This is a genomic window from Agrobacterium vitis, from assembly GCF_013426735.1.
GTDB lineage: Bacteria > Pseudomonadota > Alphaproteobacteria > Rhizobiales > Rhizobiaceae > Allorhizobium > Allorhizobium vitis_D.
Genome location: NZ_AP023274.1, coordinates 340,208 through 355,412 on the forward strand (window position 1 = coordinate 340,208; position 15,205 = coordinate 355,412).

Annotated in this window: 9 protein-coding genes and 2 pseudogenes; 5 read left to right on the forward strand and 6 right to left on the reverse strand. The window is 57.1% G+C overall.

What is annotated here, in order from left to right:
- Nucleotides 1-37: 37 nt before the first annotated feature.
- Nucleotides 38-1,231, reverse strand: a complete 1,194-nt coding sequence (locus H1Y61_RS23715; RefSeq protein ID WP_071203481.1) for an MFS transporter — start codon at nucleotides 1,229-1,231, stop codon at nucleotides 38-40.
- 361 nt (nucleotides 1,232-1,592) lie between these two features.
- Nucleotides 1,593-2,081, reverse strand: coding sequence for a MarR family winged helix-turn-helix transcriptional regulator (locus H1Y61_RS23720; RefSeq protein WP_180575321.1), 489 nt, complete (start codon nucleotides 2,079-2,081; stop codon nucleotides 1,593-1,595).
- Nucleotides 2,082-2,608: 527 nt separating this feature from the next.
- On the opposite strand from H1Y61_RS23720, the gene H1Y61_RS23725 reads away from it, so the two are divergent.
- The 4 genes from H1Y61_RS23725 to H1Y61_RS26790 all read left to right on the forward strand — a co-directional run bounded on the left by H1Y61_RS23725 (nucleotide 2,609) and on the right by H1Y61_RS26790 (nucleotide 7,657).
- Entirely contained in the window at nucleotides 2,609-4,084 is a 1,476-nt protein-coding gene (locus H1Y61_RS23725) for an FAD-binding oxidoreductase (RefSeq protein ID WP_180575322.1), read from the forward strand.
- A complete protein-coding gene (locus H1Y61_RS23730) occupies nucleotides 4,084-5,400 on the forward strand; it encodes a (Fe-S)-binding protein (protein ID WP_180575323.1) in 1,317 nt (438 codons plus the stop codon). Before H1Y61_RS23725 ends, H1Y61_RS23730 begins: the two co-directional genes overlap by 1 nt.
- Nucleotides 5,401-5,402: 2 nt before the next feature.
- The gene (locus H1Y61_RS23735; protein WP_180575324.1) at nucleotides 5,403-7,103 is read left to right on the forward strand and encodes an FAD-binding oxidoreductase; all 1,701 of its coding nucleotides are present in this window, start codon (nucleotides 5,403-5,405) and stop codon (nucleotides 7,101-7,103) included.
- Nucleotides 7,104-7,228: 125 nt separating this feature from the next.
- Nucleotides 7,229-7,657 (forward strand): methyl-accepting chemotaxis protein, encoded by a 429-nt coding sequence (locus H1Y61_RS26790; protein WP_235680972.1) that lies wholly within the window; start codon nucleotides 7,229-7,231, stop codon nucleotides 7,655-7,657.
- A gap of 13 nt (nucleotides 7,658-7,670) precedes the next feature.
- Here H1Y61_RS26790 and H1Y61_RS23745 read toward each other — a convergent pair.
- Nucleotides 7,671-8,601 (reverse strand): annotated as a pseudogene (locus tag H1Y61_RS23745) (IS481 family transposase).
- A 261-nt stretch (nucleotides 8,602-8,862) separates the two neighbouring features.
- On the opposite strand from H1Y61_RS23745, the pseudogene H1Y61_RS23750 reads away from it, so the two are divergent.
- Nucleotides 8,863-9,536: pseudogene (locus tag H1Y61_RS23750) on the forward strand (4-carboxy-4-hydroxy-2-oxoadipate aldolase/oxaloacetate decarboxylase).
- A gap of 301 nt (nucleotides 9,537-9,837) precedes the next feature.
- On the opposite strand, the gene H1Y61_RS23755 reads toward H1Y61_RS23750, so the two are convergent.
- The 3 genes from H1Y61_RS23755 to H1Y61_RS23765 all read right to left on the reverse strand — a co-directional run bounded on the left by H1Y61_RS23755 (nucleotide 9,838) and on the right by H1Y61_RS23765 (nucleotide 14,886).
- On the reverse strand, nucleotides 9,838-11,640 hold the full coding sequence (locus tag H1Y61_RS23755; protein WP_180575325.1) for an NAD(P)/FAD-dependent oxidoreductase: 1,803 nt from the start codon (nucleotides 11,638-11,640) through the stop codon (nucleotides 9,838-9,840).
- A gap of 121 nt (nucleotides 11,641-11,761) precedes the next feature.
- Complete coding sequence (locus H1Y61_RS23760; protein ID WP_180575326.1) at nucleotides 11,762-12,835, reverse strand: 2,3-butanediol dehydrogenase; 1,074 nt, start codon at nucleotides 12,833-12,835, stop codon at nucleotides 11,762-11,764.
- Between the two features lie 164 nt (nucleotides 12,836-12,999).
- The gene (locus tag H1Y61_RS23765) at nucleotides 13,000-14,886 is read right to left on the reverse strand and encodes a sigma-54-dependent Fis family transcriptional regulator (protein WP_180575510.1); all 1,887 of its coding nucleotides are present in this window, start codon (nucleotides 14,884-14,886) and stop codon (nucleotides 13,000-13,002) included.
- Nucleotides 14,887-15,205 lie beyond the last annotated feature (319 nt).

Consider the following 15,205-nt stretch of genomic DNA (forward strand, 5'->3'; position numbering starts at 1 on the left):
CTTTTGGACACGCGGCATTTGCCTTGCAGGCTTAAGCCTATTGGTCGTGACGGGTCACAATGGCCGGTGTGGCGTTGGTGTGCGACGCCAACAGGCGCATCAGCACCAGCATTAGTCCGGCCACAACACAGGTGGCCACCAGACCGGTTGCAAGGCTGAGGCCATGATAGCCCATTGTCTGGACCAGAATGCCGCCAACCAGAGGCCCAAGCGCTCCGCCGCCCATGGTAATGGCCGGATTGGCCGCCACTGCTCGGCCAGTTGGTTCCACGCGCGACATGAGTCCGAAGAGAAATGTGTGCGAGAAGATCATGACAAAGGGAATGAAGATTGCCGAGGCGGCAAAACCGGGAACGTCGAGCGCATGGGTTATGCCCAGCGAAAGAGCGGCCTGAAGCAGCACGCCTACTATGCCCACATAAACCGGATGAAGCTTTTTTTCAAAAAACACTGCGAGCGGGGCCGGAATGAGGCTGAGAAAGGCAACGCCCACAAGAATGCCGTTGATGGTGGATGTTGGCCAATCATGGTCACTGGCAATGCGCTCAACAAAGCTGAAATTCATGGCCTGATTGAAGTTCATGCCCAGCAGAGCGGCGATGAGAAACCAGACGACGGGTTCAAAACGCGGCACGCGACCGGAATTGGGCGATGGTTTTTTCTCCGCCTTCGGCATGGTGGCGCTGTGGGGGAAAAGCAACCAATTGACTGCGGCAGCGATCGCCATAACCCCGGCAAAAATCAAGAACAGGTTGCGTGGCTGCGTTGCGGCAATCACCTGCGTGGCAAAGCCCATGAAGATAACGCTGAAGATGCCAAAGCCAATGGTGGCATAAGCAAATGTGCGATGAGCATTGCTTGTGCGGCCAATGGTTCCATGAACCGCTGACAAAGCCGTGCCGATGCAAAGACCGGCACAGAGGTGAAGTGCGAGAAAATTGCCGAAACCTGATGCCATCCAGAGTGCTGCGAACGCCAGCGCAGCCCCGCTAAAGCCTGCACCGGGCACCCAACGCATGGAAAAGCGATGGAAAAGCGGCGCAAGGCCGCAACTGGCAATCACCACCCCAATCAGAAATGTGGTGACAAGTCCTCCGGCTTGAGCGGATGAATAGCCATAGCCACCGACCAGTCCACCGACCCAAATGGGAAGAGAGACCATATCGATCATACCGGCCGCATGACCGACAATAAGGGCTGTGCGGGTACCCTTTGTATCAAGATTGGTCATGCGATCCTCCCGCCTGCGGAGAGTTCACCAATCGGGCGCTGAGCCAATATAGGCTGCTGGGGACAGAGCATCGCTGCCAACCGCTTGCCAAGCTGCCGCAAATCAAGCGTTCGGAATAGACCGGCCCATTGCAATATCAAACGGGGACAGATCAAAACTTTAGCGCCCGCGCCAAAGGGCGCGGCATCATACCGTAGAAACACAGACATTTTTTCTCCTCCCAGAGGTATGTTTTTGTGTGTTTCAAAAACATCTCACAGAGAAGATATCGGCATTTTGAAAATAGTCAATTAGATTGACTATAATATTTACTTCACGGCAATAGCCCTATTCGCTCCCAATTCCATGAAGCCGGTCGGCATCATTTTTTCTGGATCGCGCTTTCCGTCGCATCAGGCGTGTGGGCCTCTTTGGATCCCAATGCGGGTGGCGTGCCCCAGTCCATCCCCAATGCGGCCCGCAGGACGGACATTCGGTCCTGACCTAAAACCGTTGCCAGATGGTCTTCGAGGTGCTCCAGCGTGGCAAAGATATTCTCCAATTCAGTCTGACCTTGCGGGCTGAACTCAATGAGTGATGCGCGTGCATCTTCTGGGTCTGGCTTGATAAAAATGTAGCCCGCTGCGGTCAGGTCTCCCAGCATAAGGCTGACCGCTTGTTTGGTGACGCCCATGGTACGCGCCAAGCGCGTCGGACGCCGCTCCCCAAGGGCGATATTGATCAGAAGCATGGCCTGCGCCCGTGTGACCGGTGTTTGCCCTTGCAACTCTTGGGAAGCTCTCAGCGCTTCGTCAAACCAGTAGATCGCACGCAGAAAACGCGGAAGTAAGGGAGGGGTTTTCGAATTCATTCGTGCATTTACCCTTTGTTTGCTTGTCATTGCTGCTGCCGTCGGAATCTTCTTCGAGAGGCTTTTGCCGGTGAAGTTGCGTGGCCTGCTTGGAGGTTGCTTCGTCAGTCCTCTGTGATTCCCATTGATTTGCAAGGCGTTAAGGTGAGCGGGTCGGTTTTATGATGGAGATGTTCGGCCATTTAAGGCTGCTGGCCGCACCCTCGCCGTACTTTCCTTTTCGTCTTTAATGGCTTCGATTGGAAATCTCAACGCATGCTTTGATGATTTTATGGTCAAGTCACTTGACTATATTCAAGCGGCATGCCTATCATGAGGCAACAATTATAAAGAGTGCCATTGGCTTGAAATGGGAGGAGAGTCAAATGTGCTGTGGCCCTTTACGAGGGACGCGGGCGGCTATCTGTGTGCTGAAAAATATGCAAGCCCCGCCCGGCGCGACACCCAAACCTTATGCGGCACCTGCCATCATTCCCCTTTGCGGGGCGGGCACCTGCACCCTATCCAAAATATAAGGACATCACACCATGGCAGCAACTGCTAGCCTTGCCGCTGTGCGGCAGAAGCTTATCCGGCGTGCCGATGTGGCAAGCCTGCGTGCGATTGGGCTTGACGCCGAGGAGGCCAGCCTCGCACCCTACATGCCCGCAAACCCATCGGGCCGCGAGGCTCCGCCGCTGGCGGTCGTGCGACCGCGCAGCACGGAGGAGATCGTTGCCGTTATCGGCTGGGCGCGGAAAACCGGCACGGCCCTGACCACGTTCAGCTCCAGCAGCGGCGCGCGGCTGCGCGGTGCAACGGCAGAACGGCCCACCGTGTTTGTCGATCTCAGTGGCATGAACCATCTGTTACAGATCGATCAACAGGATGCGGTGGCGGTGATTGAGCCGGGCGTCACCTTCGGCGCTATCGATGCGCTGCTGGCACCCCAGGGTCTGCGCGCCTTCAAGCCGCTGTTGCCACGCGCGTCAAAATCCGTGCTGACAAGCTATTTGGATCGCGAACCCAACCTGCAATCGTCTGAGCAATGGGATGTGCTGGACCCCTTCGGCGGTGCGCAGTTGGTGTTTGGCACCGGCGATGTCTTTCGCACCGGCAGTGCGGCCATCAGCGGTACCCTTGATGAACATTGGAAGGCGGGGTTGCGCTATCTCACCGCCATGGGGCCAGCAGGCACGGATTTTCTGCGCGTTGTGCAAGGCTCGCAAGGCACGCTTGCCATTCTCAATTGGGCGGCCATTCTGTGTGAGCGCCTGCCAGCACGCGAAGAGGCCCGCTTTGTGGGAGCCGACAGTATCGCTCCACTGGCACGGCTCTCAGCAGAACTGCATCGGCGGCGTATCGGCATGGCCAGTTTTATCGCCAGCAATCTGCACCTTGCAGCTGTGCTGGAGAGTGAGCCAGACCGCATTGCCGATCTTGCTGCGCGCCTGCCCGCTTACACGCTCTACATCCAACTGACCGCGTCTTGTGATTTTCCCGATGACAAGATTGCCTATCAACTGGCCGATGTCACCCAACTCTGCGCGGATGCAGGACTGTCGGCAAGCCCCGATCTGGCCGGGCATTCCGCCAGCCGGATTGCGGAGCTGCAAGCCAATCCGCCGGCCAGCAACTACAAGGACCGCATCGCGGGTGGCCATCGCAGTGTGTTTTTTCTCAGCCAAATGGATCGTGCAGAGCAATTTATTGCGTTGGCGCGGGAACGTTTGGGCGCAAATGTTGCAATTTACGTCCAGCCTCGCCTGCATGGCCGCAACTGTCATGTGGAATTGGTACTGCCCTTTGATCCGGCATCCATAGAGCAGGCATCGGCAGCTGATGCACTTGCCGATGAGCTTGCCAAAGCCTGTAGCGCTGCGGGCGGCTTTTTCAGCCGCCCCTATGGCGCATGGGCTGACATGGCCTTTGCCCGCAATCCCACCGTCAAGCCATTGCTGCGCGAGACGAAATCCATCTTCGATCCGGACCGTATTCTCAATCCAGGGAGGCTTTGCTTCTAATGACCCATATCAGCCCAACCCTCGAAAAGCTTCACGACAAGCTTGGCTCTTGCACGCGCTGCACCTTTTGCAAATGGGTCCCGGAAGTCCGCAGTCAGGATTTTGCGGAAATCTGTCCCAGCGTTCAGCACGGCAAATTCTTTTCGCATACGGCCGGTGGCAAGCTCATTGCGGCCTATGCACTTTTGCATAACCGTGTCGAATATACACCTGACTTCATTCAGAATGTCTATTCCTGTTCCATGTGCGGCGGCTGCGATACCAGCTGCAAGACATTGCTTGCCGATTTCGTTGAGCCGCTCGATTCGCTCTATGCGCTGCGCCAGAAGGTGACGGCAGACGGGCATGCGCCAGAGCCGCTGCGCGAGATGTTGGCGCATCTGCGCACGCTGGGGAATGCAAGGGGTCTGCCCACCGCAATGCGCGTTGAATGGTTCGCTGGCCTGTCCCTGAAACAGACCAAAACCCATCAGGCACCCGTTCTCTTTCACGTTGGCGATGTGGCTTTCGACCGCGACGAATGGCCTTTCATCCGTCATATCGTCTCTGAGCTTCAGCGGCGCGATGTCGATTTCGTCATTGGCGGCGTGGACGAGCCGGATAGCGGTGGTCTTGCCTATGATATCGGCGACCAGAACCTCGCAGCCGATCTGGCACGGAAAACCGCAGAATGGCTCCGCAAGAGCGGGGCAGGCACGCTTATTGTTTATAGCGATGATGCTTTCTCGGCTTTTCGCAATATTTATCCGCGCCTTGGTGTTTCCCTTGGCAACATCAAAGTCATCCATATCGCGCAGTGGCTGGCCGAAAACCCGCTCACCGTGGCCGCTGGCCAAAAGCGCGACACTGTCACCTATCACGATTCCTGCCGCCTTGGGCGGTTGGGCGAAGAGCGCCATCCGTGGGAGGGCGAGACGGTGATGGCCTATAATTCCATTCCGATGCGCGTGCCGGAAGGCGAGCTCTACCTTGGGGTCAATGGCATCTATGAAGAGCCTCGACAATTGCTGCGGGCTGTGGATGCCGAGATTGTGGAAATGGAGCGCATTCGGGAATTCGCCTTCTGCTGCGGTGCAGGCGGTGGTGGCAAACAGGCAAGCCCCGATTTTGCTCGCGCAGCTGCCCGCAACCGGCTTCAGGAAGCCGAGAGCACCGGGGCAGAGTTCCTCGTGACCAGTTGCACCGCGTGCAGCAGCCACATGAAAGAGGTGGCGCAGGAGGCGGGGTCTTCGGTCCGGGTCTATGGATTGGTTGAATATCTCCACGCCCGGCAGACCGCATCCGCCCCAGACGCATCCCATAAGGCTGGAGAATGACCATGGCTCACGATCGCAACGAAGTTTTGCAAGCGCTTCAATCCATTGTTGGGCAAGACAATGCCACCAATGATCCGAGCTTTATCGCCAGTTACGCCTGGAATGGCGGTGTCGGCTCAATGCCGGGGCCAAAATTTCTTAAAAACTGGCCGATTGCCGTGGTTATGCCCAACTCCGCAGAGGATGTGGCAGCTATCATCAAATGCTGTCTTGCACGTGGGCTTTCCTTTCGTCCGTTAAGTTCCGGCAATGGTGGAACCTATCTCAGCGCCAGCGAAAATGTGGTGGTGATGGACCTTTGCCGTATGAACCGTCTGATCAAGATGGATGCCGCAAATCAGATGGCTGTTATCGAGCCTTACGTCACAGCAGGCCGGTTGCAAGCGGAAGCCATGAAAGTGGGGCTCAACTGTCATATCGTTGGGGCGGGGCCGTCGCATTCGCCGCTGGCTTCGGCCACATCCTTTCTGGGGGTTGGAATTACCGGTGCCAGCACGGGGGCCAATTTCCGCAATATCCTGGGCATAGAATGGGTGACGCCACAGGGAGACATCGTTCGCATGGGGTCTCTTGGTGGCGATGATGACTGGTTCAGCGAGGAGGGGCCGGGGCCGGGCCTGCGCGGCATGATCCGCGGCCTGATTGGCGCAAATGGCGGTCTCGGCGTATTCACCCGTATTGGTTACAAGCTTTATCCGTGGGCGGGGCCTAAGCATTTGAACCTCACCGGGCAAAGTCCGATGCGGGGCATGGCATTGGAACCAAACATGCGTCTGTTTCTGCCCGTCTGGGATACGATTGAGCAGATGCGCGACGCCAGCTTTCGCCTGAACCGCACAGGCGTTGCCTTTGCGCTGCTGCGCATGCCACCAAACCACATCGGTTGGACGCTGACGGCAACCAATGCCGAATATGCACGCCGCCGCGAAGCGGGCGACCTGCCGGAATGTGCGCGCCCGGAAAACAGATTTGGCTGGCAAATCCTGACCATCGGTCATTCTGCGGGGCACACGGCCTATCAGGAGAAGACGGTGCAGCACATCGTCGCGAGCACCGGCGGGCGGATGATTCCGATTGAACAGAAGGACAAGGAAGTGTTGCTGCGCACGCTGGTGACGTCGCTTTATGTCAGCCGCGTCTTCCGGGGTGCCGGTTCCGGCGGCACCAGCTTTGGGGTCATGGAGACCTTTAACCTGCTGCCGGACGTGATCAAGGCCAGCGAGGATATTATGGCAAAAGATCGCATGCCCGGCCGCAATTTCGCAGCCGACGGCAAGGAAGGCTGCTGGGTCTGGCCAACCGAGAGCCGACAATTGTGGACGGAAAACATTCTGGCATCGCAGGCAGGGACCGTTAAAGGCATTGCTGCCGGTTGGAAGGGCTTCCTCAAACACCTTGATATGGTGGACCGTAACCCAAGGCTCGGACTAATGGGCTTTATGGCGGGTCCATTGATCGAATTGTTCGGACCGCGCTACAGCAACGTTACCGCATGGATGCGGCTTATTAAGCAGCGCGTTGATCCGGCGGGATTGGCCGACGCGACAGTGCATGTCAGCGCCAAACAGCTCCCCATTGCCAAGAGATGGCCGACCCTGCAAAAAATCGCCTTCTCAAAAGCCGGTGCTCCGGTGCTGCATCTGGTCTGCCTGTTGCTGGGCGTGGTCAGTAAAAAGGAAAAGCTGCCGGATCGAAGAGGGTAAATATCAACGACAATCTTAGCGTCTGTCATCTGATTGTCGAAGTTCCTTGCATGGCGTTTTGAGGCCCATATCGATGACATTCAACGCCGTTCAAGGTGCAGCTTTGCCAGGATATTCGAAACAGCGTGACTGGGCGGCGCGATGCGCAACGAACTTACGGCGTTTCAGCCAATCTCATTCAGTTGTGGCTGAGGCAGTTCGATCGCGGCGACCTCATCTTTCAGCTTGTTCAATCCTTTGCTGCTGAGTTGGAAACGCTGCGTGCCAATTTCAACGCAATGCTAAGCCAGTTTTCCGAGACTATGTGTGCTGTCTCTGATGCGGCAGGTACGATCGACAACGGCAGCCGAGAAGTCAGTGCGAGTGCTGACGACTTGTCCACTGAAGTCGCAATGGATCAGGATGCTGCGCAGATGGAGGGCATAGATGACGCCGGCATTATAGACCGCGCAGTGAACAATCTGGCTGGTCATCGCCATCTCTTCTTGGTTGAAGATATCGCGCGCGCGGCCTCTAACTGTTTAGTCCCGGCATTTGATGGATTGGATTTATGATGAATCTTTGCGGTTAGATTATCCATTGTTTGCAGATGAATTCGTAGGGTGTGAGCCCTTGAGGGTCTTGAGACGACGAGCGAAGTTGTACGCCGTGCTGAAGCTTTGGAGATGGGTTCGGAGCTGTTCTTGGTCGTCGTAGTAGAAACGCTTGACGGTTGCGTCCTTTATCGTCCTGTTCATTCGCTCAACCTGCCCATTGGTCCATGGGTGCTTCACCTTGGTCAGACGATGCTCAATGCCGTTCTCGTCGCAGACGCGGTCGAAGATGTGATAGCCGGCGTCTTTATACCGCTCCTGATTGGTGAACTGGATGCCATTATCTGTGAAAACGGTGTGGATGCGGAAAGGGGCTGCCTTGATCAGATTGCGCAGGAATTGGGCTGCATTCATCTTTCCTGCCTTGGCATAGAGTTCCACAAAGGCGAATTTGGATGTTCTATCAATGGCGACAAAGAGATAGAGTTTGCCCTCGGCCGTTTGCACCTCGGCAATATCGATGTGAAAGTAGCCCCCTCTCAGCGATGCGAAGCATCGCTTGCCGGGCAAGGGATGGGATAGTTTTTGACCTTCTTTTTTGGCTCTTTGTCGCCTCCCACATCCGGCAAACGGGAGAGGTCATGGCGTTGCAGGCATCGATGTAAGGATGAGCGCGTCAGATGCGGGATTGTTGGCTGAAGAGCGTAGAGGCAATCATCGAGCGGAAGAAGCGTGTGCCTACGAAAGGCGACAATCACGGCCTCCTCAAGGGAAAGAACCGTCGAGTGTGGGTCTTTCGGGCCGGTCGGAAGATCGGCCACCGATGTCCGTCTCCTCCATTTCGCCACCGTCTTCGGGTTGATCCCATAGCGCTTCGACAACGCCATCAGGCTCTTTTGACTATTTTGTATTGCTCGACGGATTGCCTCAGTCGTCCTAGCGCTTGCGTGTAGAAATTGTCCCATAGTGCATCTCTCCAAGCATGGGAAAATAATACATCATTAAAGGCCGGGACTAAACAATTAGCTCTGCAATACGCGCAAAATAGCGCATTTTTGTCACATCCAATGCCAAGGCTGGCTCCTGATATACAGGATTCATATATCAAATATCGTCAATATATTTCTTGGCATAACGCAAGCCTCTTAAAACGGAGGAGAAGGCGAAAGGGCTGGGGTTAACCTGCGCCGTTTCGCCTTATCGAACAAAGGTGTTTTGAGGTTGCTATGATCCACATTAAGAAAATTCCCGAGCGTCCAAGCCAGGAAGAGATTGATGCGATTGCGAAATTCTCGTCTGCGACCCTGCATGAGGCGCAAGGTCGGCGTGGTGCGCTTTCCTCCAGCATCAAGCCAGTTGATTACCGCATGAAGCTTTGCGGGCCTGCTTTCACGGTCAAGTCTGCGCCACGCGATAACATCATGCTGCAACTGGCGATCAATTATGCGCAACCGGGCGACATCATTGTGGTATCCGGCGGCGAATACGAGGAGGCGGGATCATTCGGTGATGTTCTGACCAATGCCTGCCTCGCCAAAGGAATTGGTGGCCTGGTGACCGATAAAGGCGTGCGCGATACCTTGCAGCTTCGAGATCTTGGCTTTCCGGTATTTTCGCTCAGTGTTTGCATCAAGGGAACCGTGAAGGAGACCTTGACCGCAGTGAACGACCCGATTGTCATTGCGGTGAGCCGGTTTACCCGGGCGACATTATCGTCGGTGATGCCGACGGTCTGGTGGTGGTCCGCCAACAGGAGGCGATGGATGTTGCCGCACTTGCCCAAGCCCGGGAAGACGCTGAAGCTGGCTATATTGCCGCTTATAAGGCGGGGAAGTCGGTCATTGAAGTCAGTAATCTTGAGCCCGTGCTGAGGGCTAAAGGATTTTTGGTCGAAGCGTGAACGCTTGCTCCGGACATGGATTTGAAATTCCCTTAAAATCTAAGAGTCTGTCCGAAAAATCATCATTGGCGTGCGATCCGTCTGACGATGGTCACGGCGTAAAGATGTGAAACAGCACAGAAGGTTGACCTCGTTGAAAGGGCGATAGGCAGCTGATTTTACTTGAAAAAATGCAAAAAAGTGGGGCATCATCGGCTCCGATCGTCACCCTACCCGATCTCTATTTCATTTCCAAAAATCACGACCTTACGGGACCAATCATAGAGGGGGGCACCAGCCAGGCTGGCGCCCCTTATGGGCTTTACGACAGATGATGCGGTCTGGTCATGCCATAGACGGGCGTATCGATACCGACCTGACGAGCTTTCAGCTGCAGTGACAGATATTGCGAATAGTGTCGTGACTGGTGCAGGTTGCCGCCGTGGAACCACAATGCGTCCTGTTGCGTCGGCTTCCACATGTTGCGTTGTTCTCCTTCCCAGGGACCCGGGTCCTTGGTCGTATCGGAGCCGAGCCCCCAACATTTACCCACCTTGTCAGCGACGTCGCGCGAGATGAGATCGGCCGCCCAGCCGTTCATCGAGCCATAGCCGGTGGCATAGACCACGAGATCCGCTGGCAATTCCGTGCCATCCTTCAACACGACGGCGTTTTCCGTCAGATGCGACACGTCCACCCCTGACTTGAGCTTGATCGAGCCGTCAATCACCAGATCACAGGCGCCGACATCGATGTAATAGCCCGATCCACGCCGCAGATATTTCATGAACAGGCCAGACTCGTCGTCGCCGAAGTCCAGCATGAAGCCAGCCTCTTTCAGCGCTTTATAAAAATCTGCGTCCTGTTCACGAATCCTGTTGTAAATCGGGATCTGAAACTCATGCATGATCCGGTAGGGCAGGGACGCAAAAATCAGGTCGGCCTTACGCGTGGTCATGCCGCCCTGCACTGCCCTCTCCGAATAGAGATCGCCGAGACCAATCTCCATCAGTGAACCCGATTTGACGATATGGGTGGATGACCGTTGCAGCATGGTGACATCGGCGCCGGCTTCCCAGAGCGCTGCGCAGATATCGTGGGCGGAATTGTTGGAGCCGATCACCACCACTCGTTTGCCGGCATAGGCATCAGGCCCCGGATGCTGCGAGGAATGCTGCTGTTCGCCCTTGAACACATCCTGACCGGGGAAATTCGGCACGTTGGCCTTGCCCGACATGCCCGTCGCCAGCACCAGCTGCTTTGGCTTGAGCACGACCTCCTTGCCGGCGCGTTGGACAATCACTGTCCATTCCTTTGTCACTTCATCGAATTGCGCCGACTTGCAGGTCGTGGAGCCCCAGTAGTTCAACTCCATGACCTTGGTGTACATTTCCAGCCAGTCGCCCACCTTGTCCTTCGGGGTGAAGACGGGCCAGTTTTCCGGGAACGGAATGTAAGGCAGATGATCGTACCAGACGGGGTCGTGCAGGCAGAGCGACTTGTAGCGCTTGCGCCAGCTGTCGCCCGGGCGCTCGTTCTTCTCGATGATGATTGTCGGCACACCCAGCTGGCGAAGCCGTGCACCAAGTGCAATGCCTCCCTGGCCACCACCGATGATAACGACATAGGGTTGCACCGAATAGCCCAGTTCGGCGCTCTCGCTCTCGCGCTTTTCTTTCCAGGTCATGCGGTTACGGTCATGGCCGTGCTCGGCACCCATCGGGCGGCGGATGCCTTTCGGCTCTTCATGGCCCTTCAATTCGGTCATGGTGGTCAAGAGGGTCCAGATCCGCCCATCCTTCAGGCGGATATGTCCATAACCGCGTGCGACGCCCGTTTCGAACTCGAACCAGCCGTCAGTGATCCCACCAGCATCAGTGGCGGGCTCTTTCGGATCCTGCACGAAATTCGAGGGTGTGATGGCGGCAAGCTGGCTCTTCAGCATCTCTCGGATCTGCTCTTGACCCTCGAGTGTCTTAAGGTTCCAGGTGAATGTCACCAGATCGCGCCAATAGCAATCGGTCTGAAACAAGTTGATGGCGGCATCAATGTCGCCGCTCTCAAGCGCTTTGCCGAGCTTCGACAACGTCGCGTCTATCTTGGTGGCTGGGCTGATATCAAGCATCGTGTTCTCCTCCATGGGTGCTTGTGTCTCGGCGAATGAAGCGCCCCTCCAGGCGCCCTACGAAGCGGCATGGCCTTGGCCTGCCGGGCTCCTCTCCCGGACCAGGCGGTGGCCGAGACGCCTATTTTGAAAGATCGATCAGAATCTTGAGTTGAGCTCCCGCCGGGTCGAGCAGGACGTCGAAGCCTTCCTTGACAGCTGTGTCGAGGGTGACGCGCTTGGTGACGATCTTCATTGCCGGCAGCTGACCGGAAGCAATCAGCCTGATGACCCGTGGCCAGTAGTGTGTCGGGTAGGCCCAGGATCCTTTGATTTCCAGATCTTTGAATGTCACCTGGAACCAGTCGATCGGATTTTCATGCGGATGCAGGCCGGTCTGGACCACGACGCCCTGTTTGCGCACGGCGTCGACGCAGGCCTTCAGCGCATGTTCGTTGCCTACGCATTCGATGGCGACATCGCAGCCGACGTTGCCTTCCATTTGCAAGCGAACGACATCACCGACATTGTCGCGCTGCGGGTTGATCGTGATGACATCGGGCAACACCCCTTTCGCCAGCGCGAGCCTGGAGTCATTGAGATCAGACACAAAAAGCTGGGTGGCGCCCGCCGCGCGCGCGGCGAGCAGTGTCAGCATGCCGATGGGACCAGCGCCCGTCACGAGGACGCTTGTGCCAGCGGTTACGCCGCCGCGATCGCAGGCATAGACAGCAACCGCCGTTGGCTCGACCAGGGCTGCCTCTTCATCGCTCATCTCCTCCGGGATTTTCTGGACATTGTAGTCGTTGACGAGCGCTGCTTCGGCCATGCCGCCGCCATCCCAGCTCAAGCCCACCAGCGCTAATTGTGTGCTTAAGTGGAAAAGGCCGCGATCGGCGAAATAGTCGCCGGACCTTGGCATAACGAGGGGCTGGATGGATACGCGGTCGCCAACAACGACGGACGTAACGCCCTCGCCAATCGCCTCGACGATACCGCCGAATTCATGGCCGAGCACTTGCGGACCATGGGCGCCGGTGAAGGGGTGCGGCTCGGTCGGGATGAAGATCGGGCCGTAGCTGTATTCGTGAAGATCCGTGCCGCAAATCCCGACGAAGCGATTACGGACCAGAACCTGACCTGGTCCCGGTCTCTTCGGCTCGGCAATGTCGTCCAGTCGCAAATCCTTGGCTGCATGAAATCTAAGCGCGCGCATGTTTCCTCCCTTGGCTGCTGTCGATGCCAAGAGAAGAGCAATGCCCGTGCCAGTGGCTCCTGGCAGGGCGAAGGACTGGAATTACTCAGTTTTCGAGACGGGGCAGGTTTTGCTACGCCACAGCTGTGGCGCGACAGGTGTGGCGTATGCCACAGTCTGGATGCTCAATGCGGCCTGTCTATGCCGAATCTGCGCATACGGCGATGCATAGTGGTGCGATCAATGCCGAGGCGGCGCGCCGCCTCGGAAATATTGCCATGGCAAGCGGCGAGCACCGCGCGAAGTTCGGCTTCAGGGCTGTCGTCGCCAGGCAGCTGCACGTTGCCAGCCAGCTGTTCTGGAAGGTCCATTACCTCAATCAGCCCATCGTCGCACAGGGCTGCGGCGAAGGCGATCGCATTGTCCAGCTCGCGAATATTGCCTGGCCAGCGATGATTGAGGATCAAAAGGCGGGCAGTGTTTGAAAGCCTGAGCGATCGGTCCGCCGGAGCATGTTTTTCGAGCAACTTGTCGAGCAGCCATGGCAGGTCGCCGCGCTCACAAAGCCGTGGAAGGGATAGTACGGCGGCATTCAGCCGGTAATAGAGGTCTTGCCGGAATGCGCCGGTTGCGACCATGTCGGACAAAGACCGATGGGACGCAGACACGACGCGAAACTCCACCTTGTGCGCCACCGAACCGCCGACCGGCAACACCTCACCCTCGGCCAGAACCCTAAGCAAACTGCTTTGCGCGGCGTATGGCATGTCGCCGATTTCGTCGAGGAACAGGGTTCCGCCCACCGCTTCCTCGACCAAGCCCTTTCGTCCCTTGACAAGGGCACCAGTGAAGGCGCCTGGCGCATAGCCGAACAATTCGCTTTCGATCAGCTGTTCAGGGATTGCTGCGCAATTGACCGCAACGAAACGGCCTGACAACCCGCTCACCTCGTGGATGATGCGTGCCAGATATTCCTTGCCGGTTCCGGTATCGCCCTGAAGCAGGATCGGCAGTGCACTCGGTGCGAGCTTGGCAATCTTATGGCGAAGTCTGTCGATGATGCCTACACTGCCGCCGAGCAGGTTTATGGCTGGCGGCGACCGAAGAGCTCGAACGAGCGGCGCCCCGGCCAGGCGCTGTTGCGGCTCGATCGCATGAGCAAAGAGGACCGACCCATCGCGCACGGCAATCCGCCGGTCTTGCGGCAGGCTGGCGCGGGTCAGCGAAGCGAGCTCGTCCAAGCCTGCCTCGAAAAAATCCGCGACCGGTTGGCCTAGCACAAGCTCGGGCCGTCGCCAGTCAATTCCACGCGAGGCAGCGAGAAGCCGCGCGCCGCCATGCGTCATGCCGGTGATGCGGCCCCCGCCATCGACGGAAATCGCCGCTTCCGGATCAACATCGAGAAATTCCGGGGCGCCAGCAAAGCGCAGCACCAGGTCGTGTCGACTGTTCGCCATGAGATTGGCGAGTTCGATGCGCCGCACTGTCGAGGAGACAAGATGACGCGCCATATTCTGGCTCGTCTTTAAGATGGGCGAACTCAGGAGCGAAATATCGAGGACCGCTGCCAACGTGCCTTGCGTGTCATAGATTGGTGCGGCGGTGCAGGAAAGTGGTGTATGGGTGATGTCGAAATGGTCGGTCTGATGGATCGTCAGAGCCTCGCCAGTGGCCAAACAGGCGCCAACGGCGCACGTGCCAGCGCGGGGCTCGGACCATTCCGAGCCGAGATAGAGCCCGGCCTTTCGCAGGTTGTTGTTGAAGGAGGGATCACCGAGAAATTCGACGGTTACGCCCTGCCGGTCGGAGAGGAGAAGAACATAATTCTGCTCGGCAACCTGCCGGTAGAGCCGCTCCAGCCCAGAGCGTGCGATGTGTACGAGGTCCTCCGCCTGCTGACGATGTTCGCGCAGGCGTGTTTGAGAGACGATAACCGCCTCACGCGCTTGCGCCGGATCAAGCTGATAGGTCTCCAGGCATCGCCGCCAAGATTCTACGACAATAGCGTCGCGACCGGTATTGCTTCCCTGCCCGACGCGCTCGATTTCCTTGACGTGATCGGCAAAACCCATGAAATCACCGGCTCTTGAAAAGCCGCCTCCCGTGATCTTTAAGGAGATCATAGCCCCAATTGCCGGAAGCGCCTAATGCTTCGAGACATCTTGCTCTTCACGCGTAGCGATTGTCGGGCAGGTTGCTTTCGCGGCAAACAAATGGCTAACAATGGCAGGCTGGCAACTGTCTTTAAGCTGGGGCTCGGTGGCTCCATGTGGAGCCGTTTTTGAGGGCCTGTGCAACAGCGCCGAAGATTGAAGCTGTTAGAAAAGACAGTAAGCACCTGACTTTACATGCAAAATTGTTACTGGAGGGGCGTAACCGGCGCCGATCGCC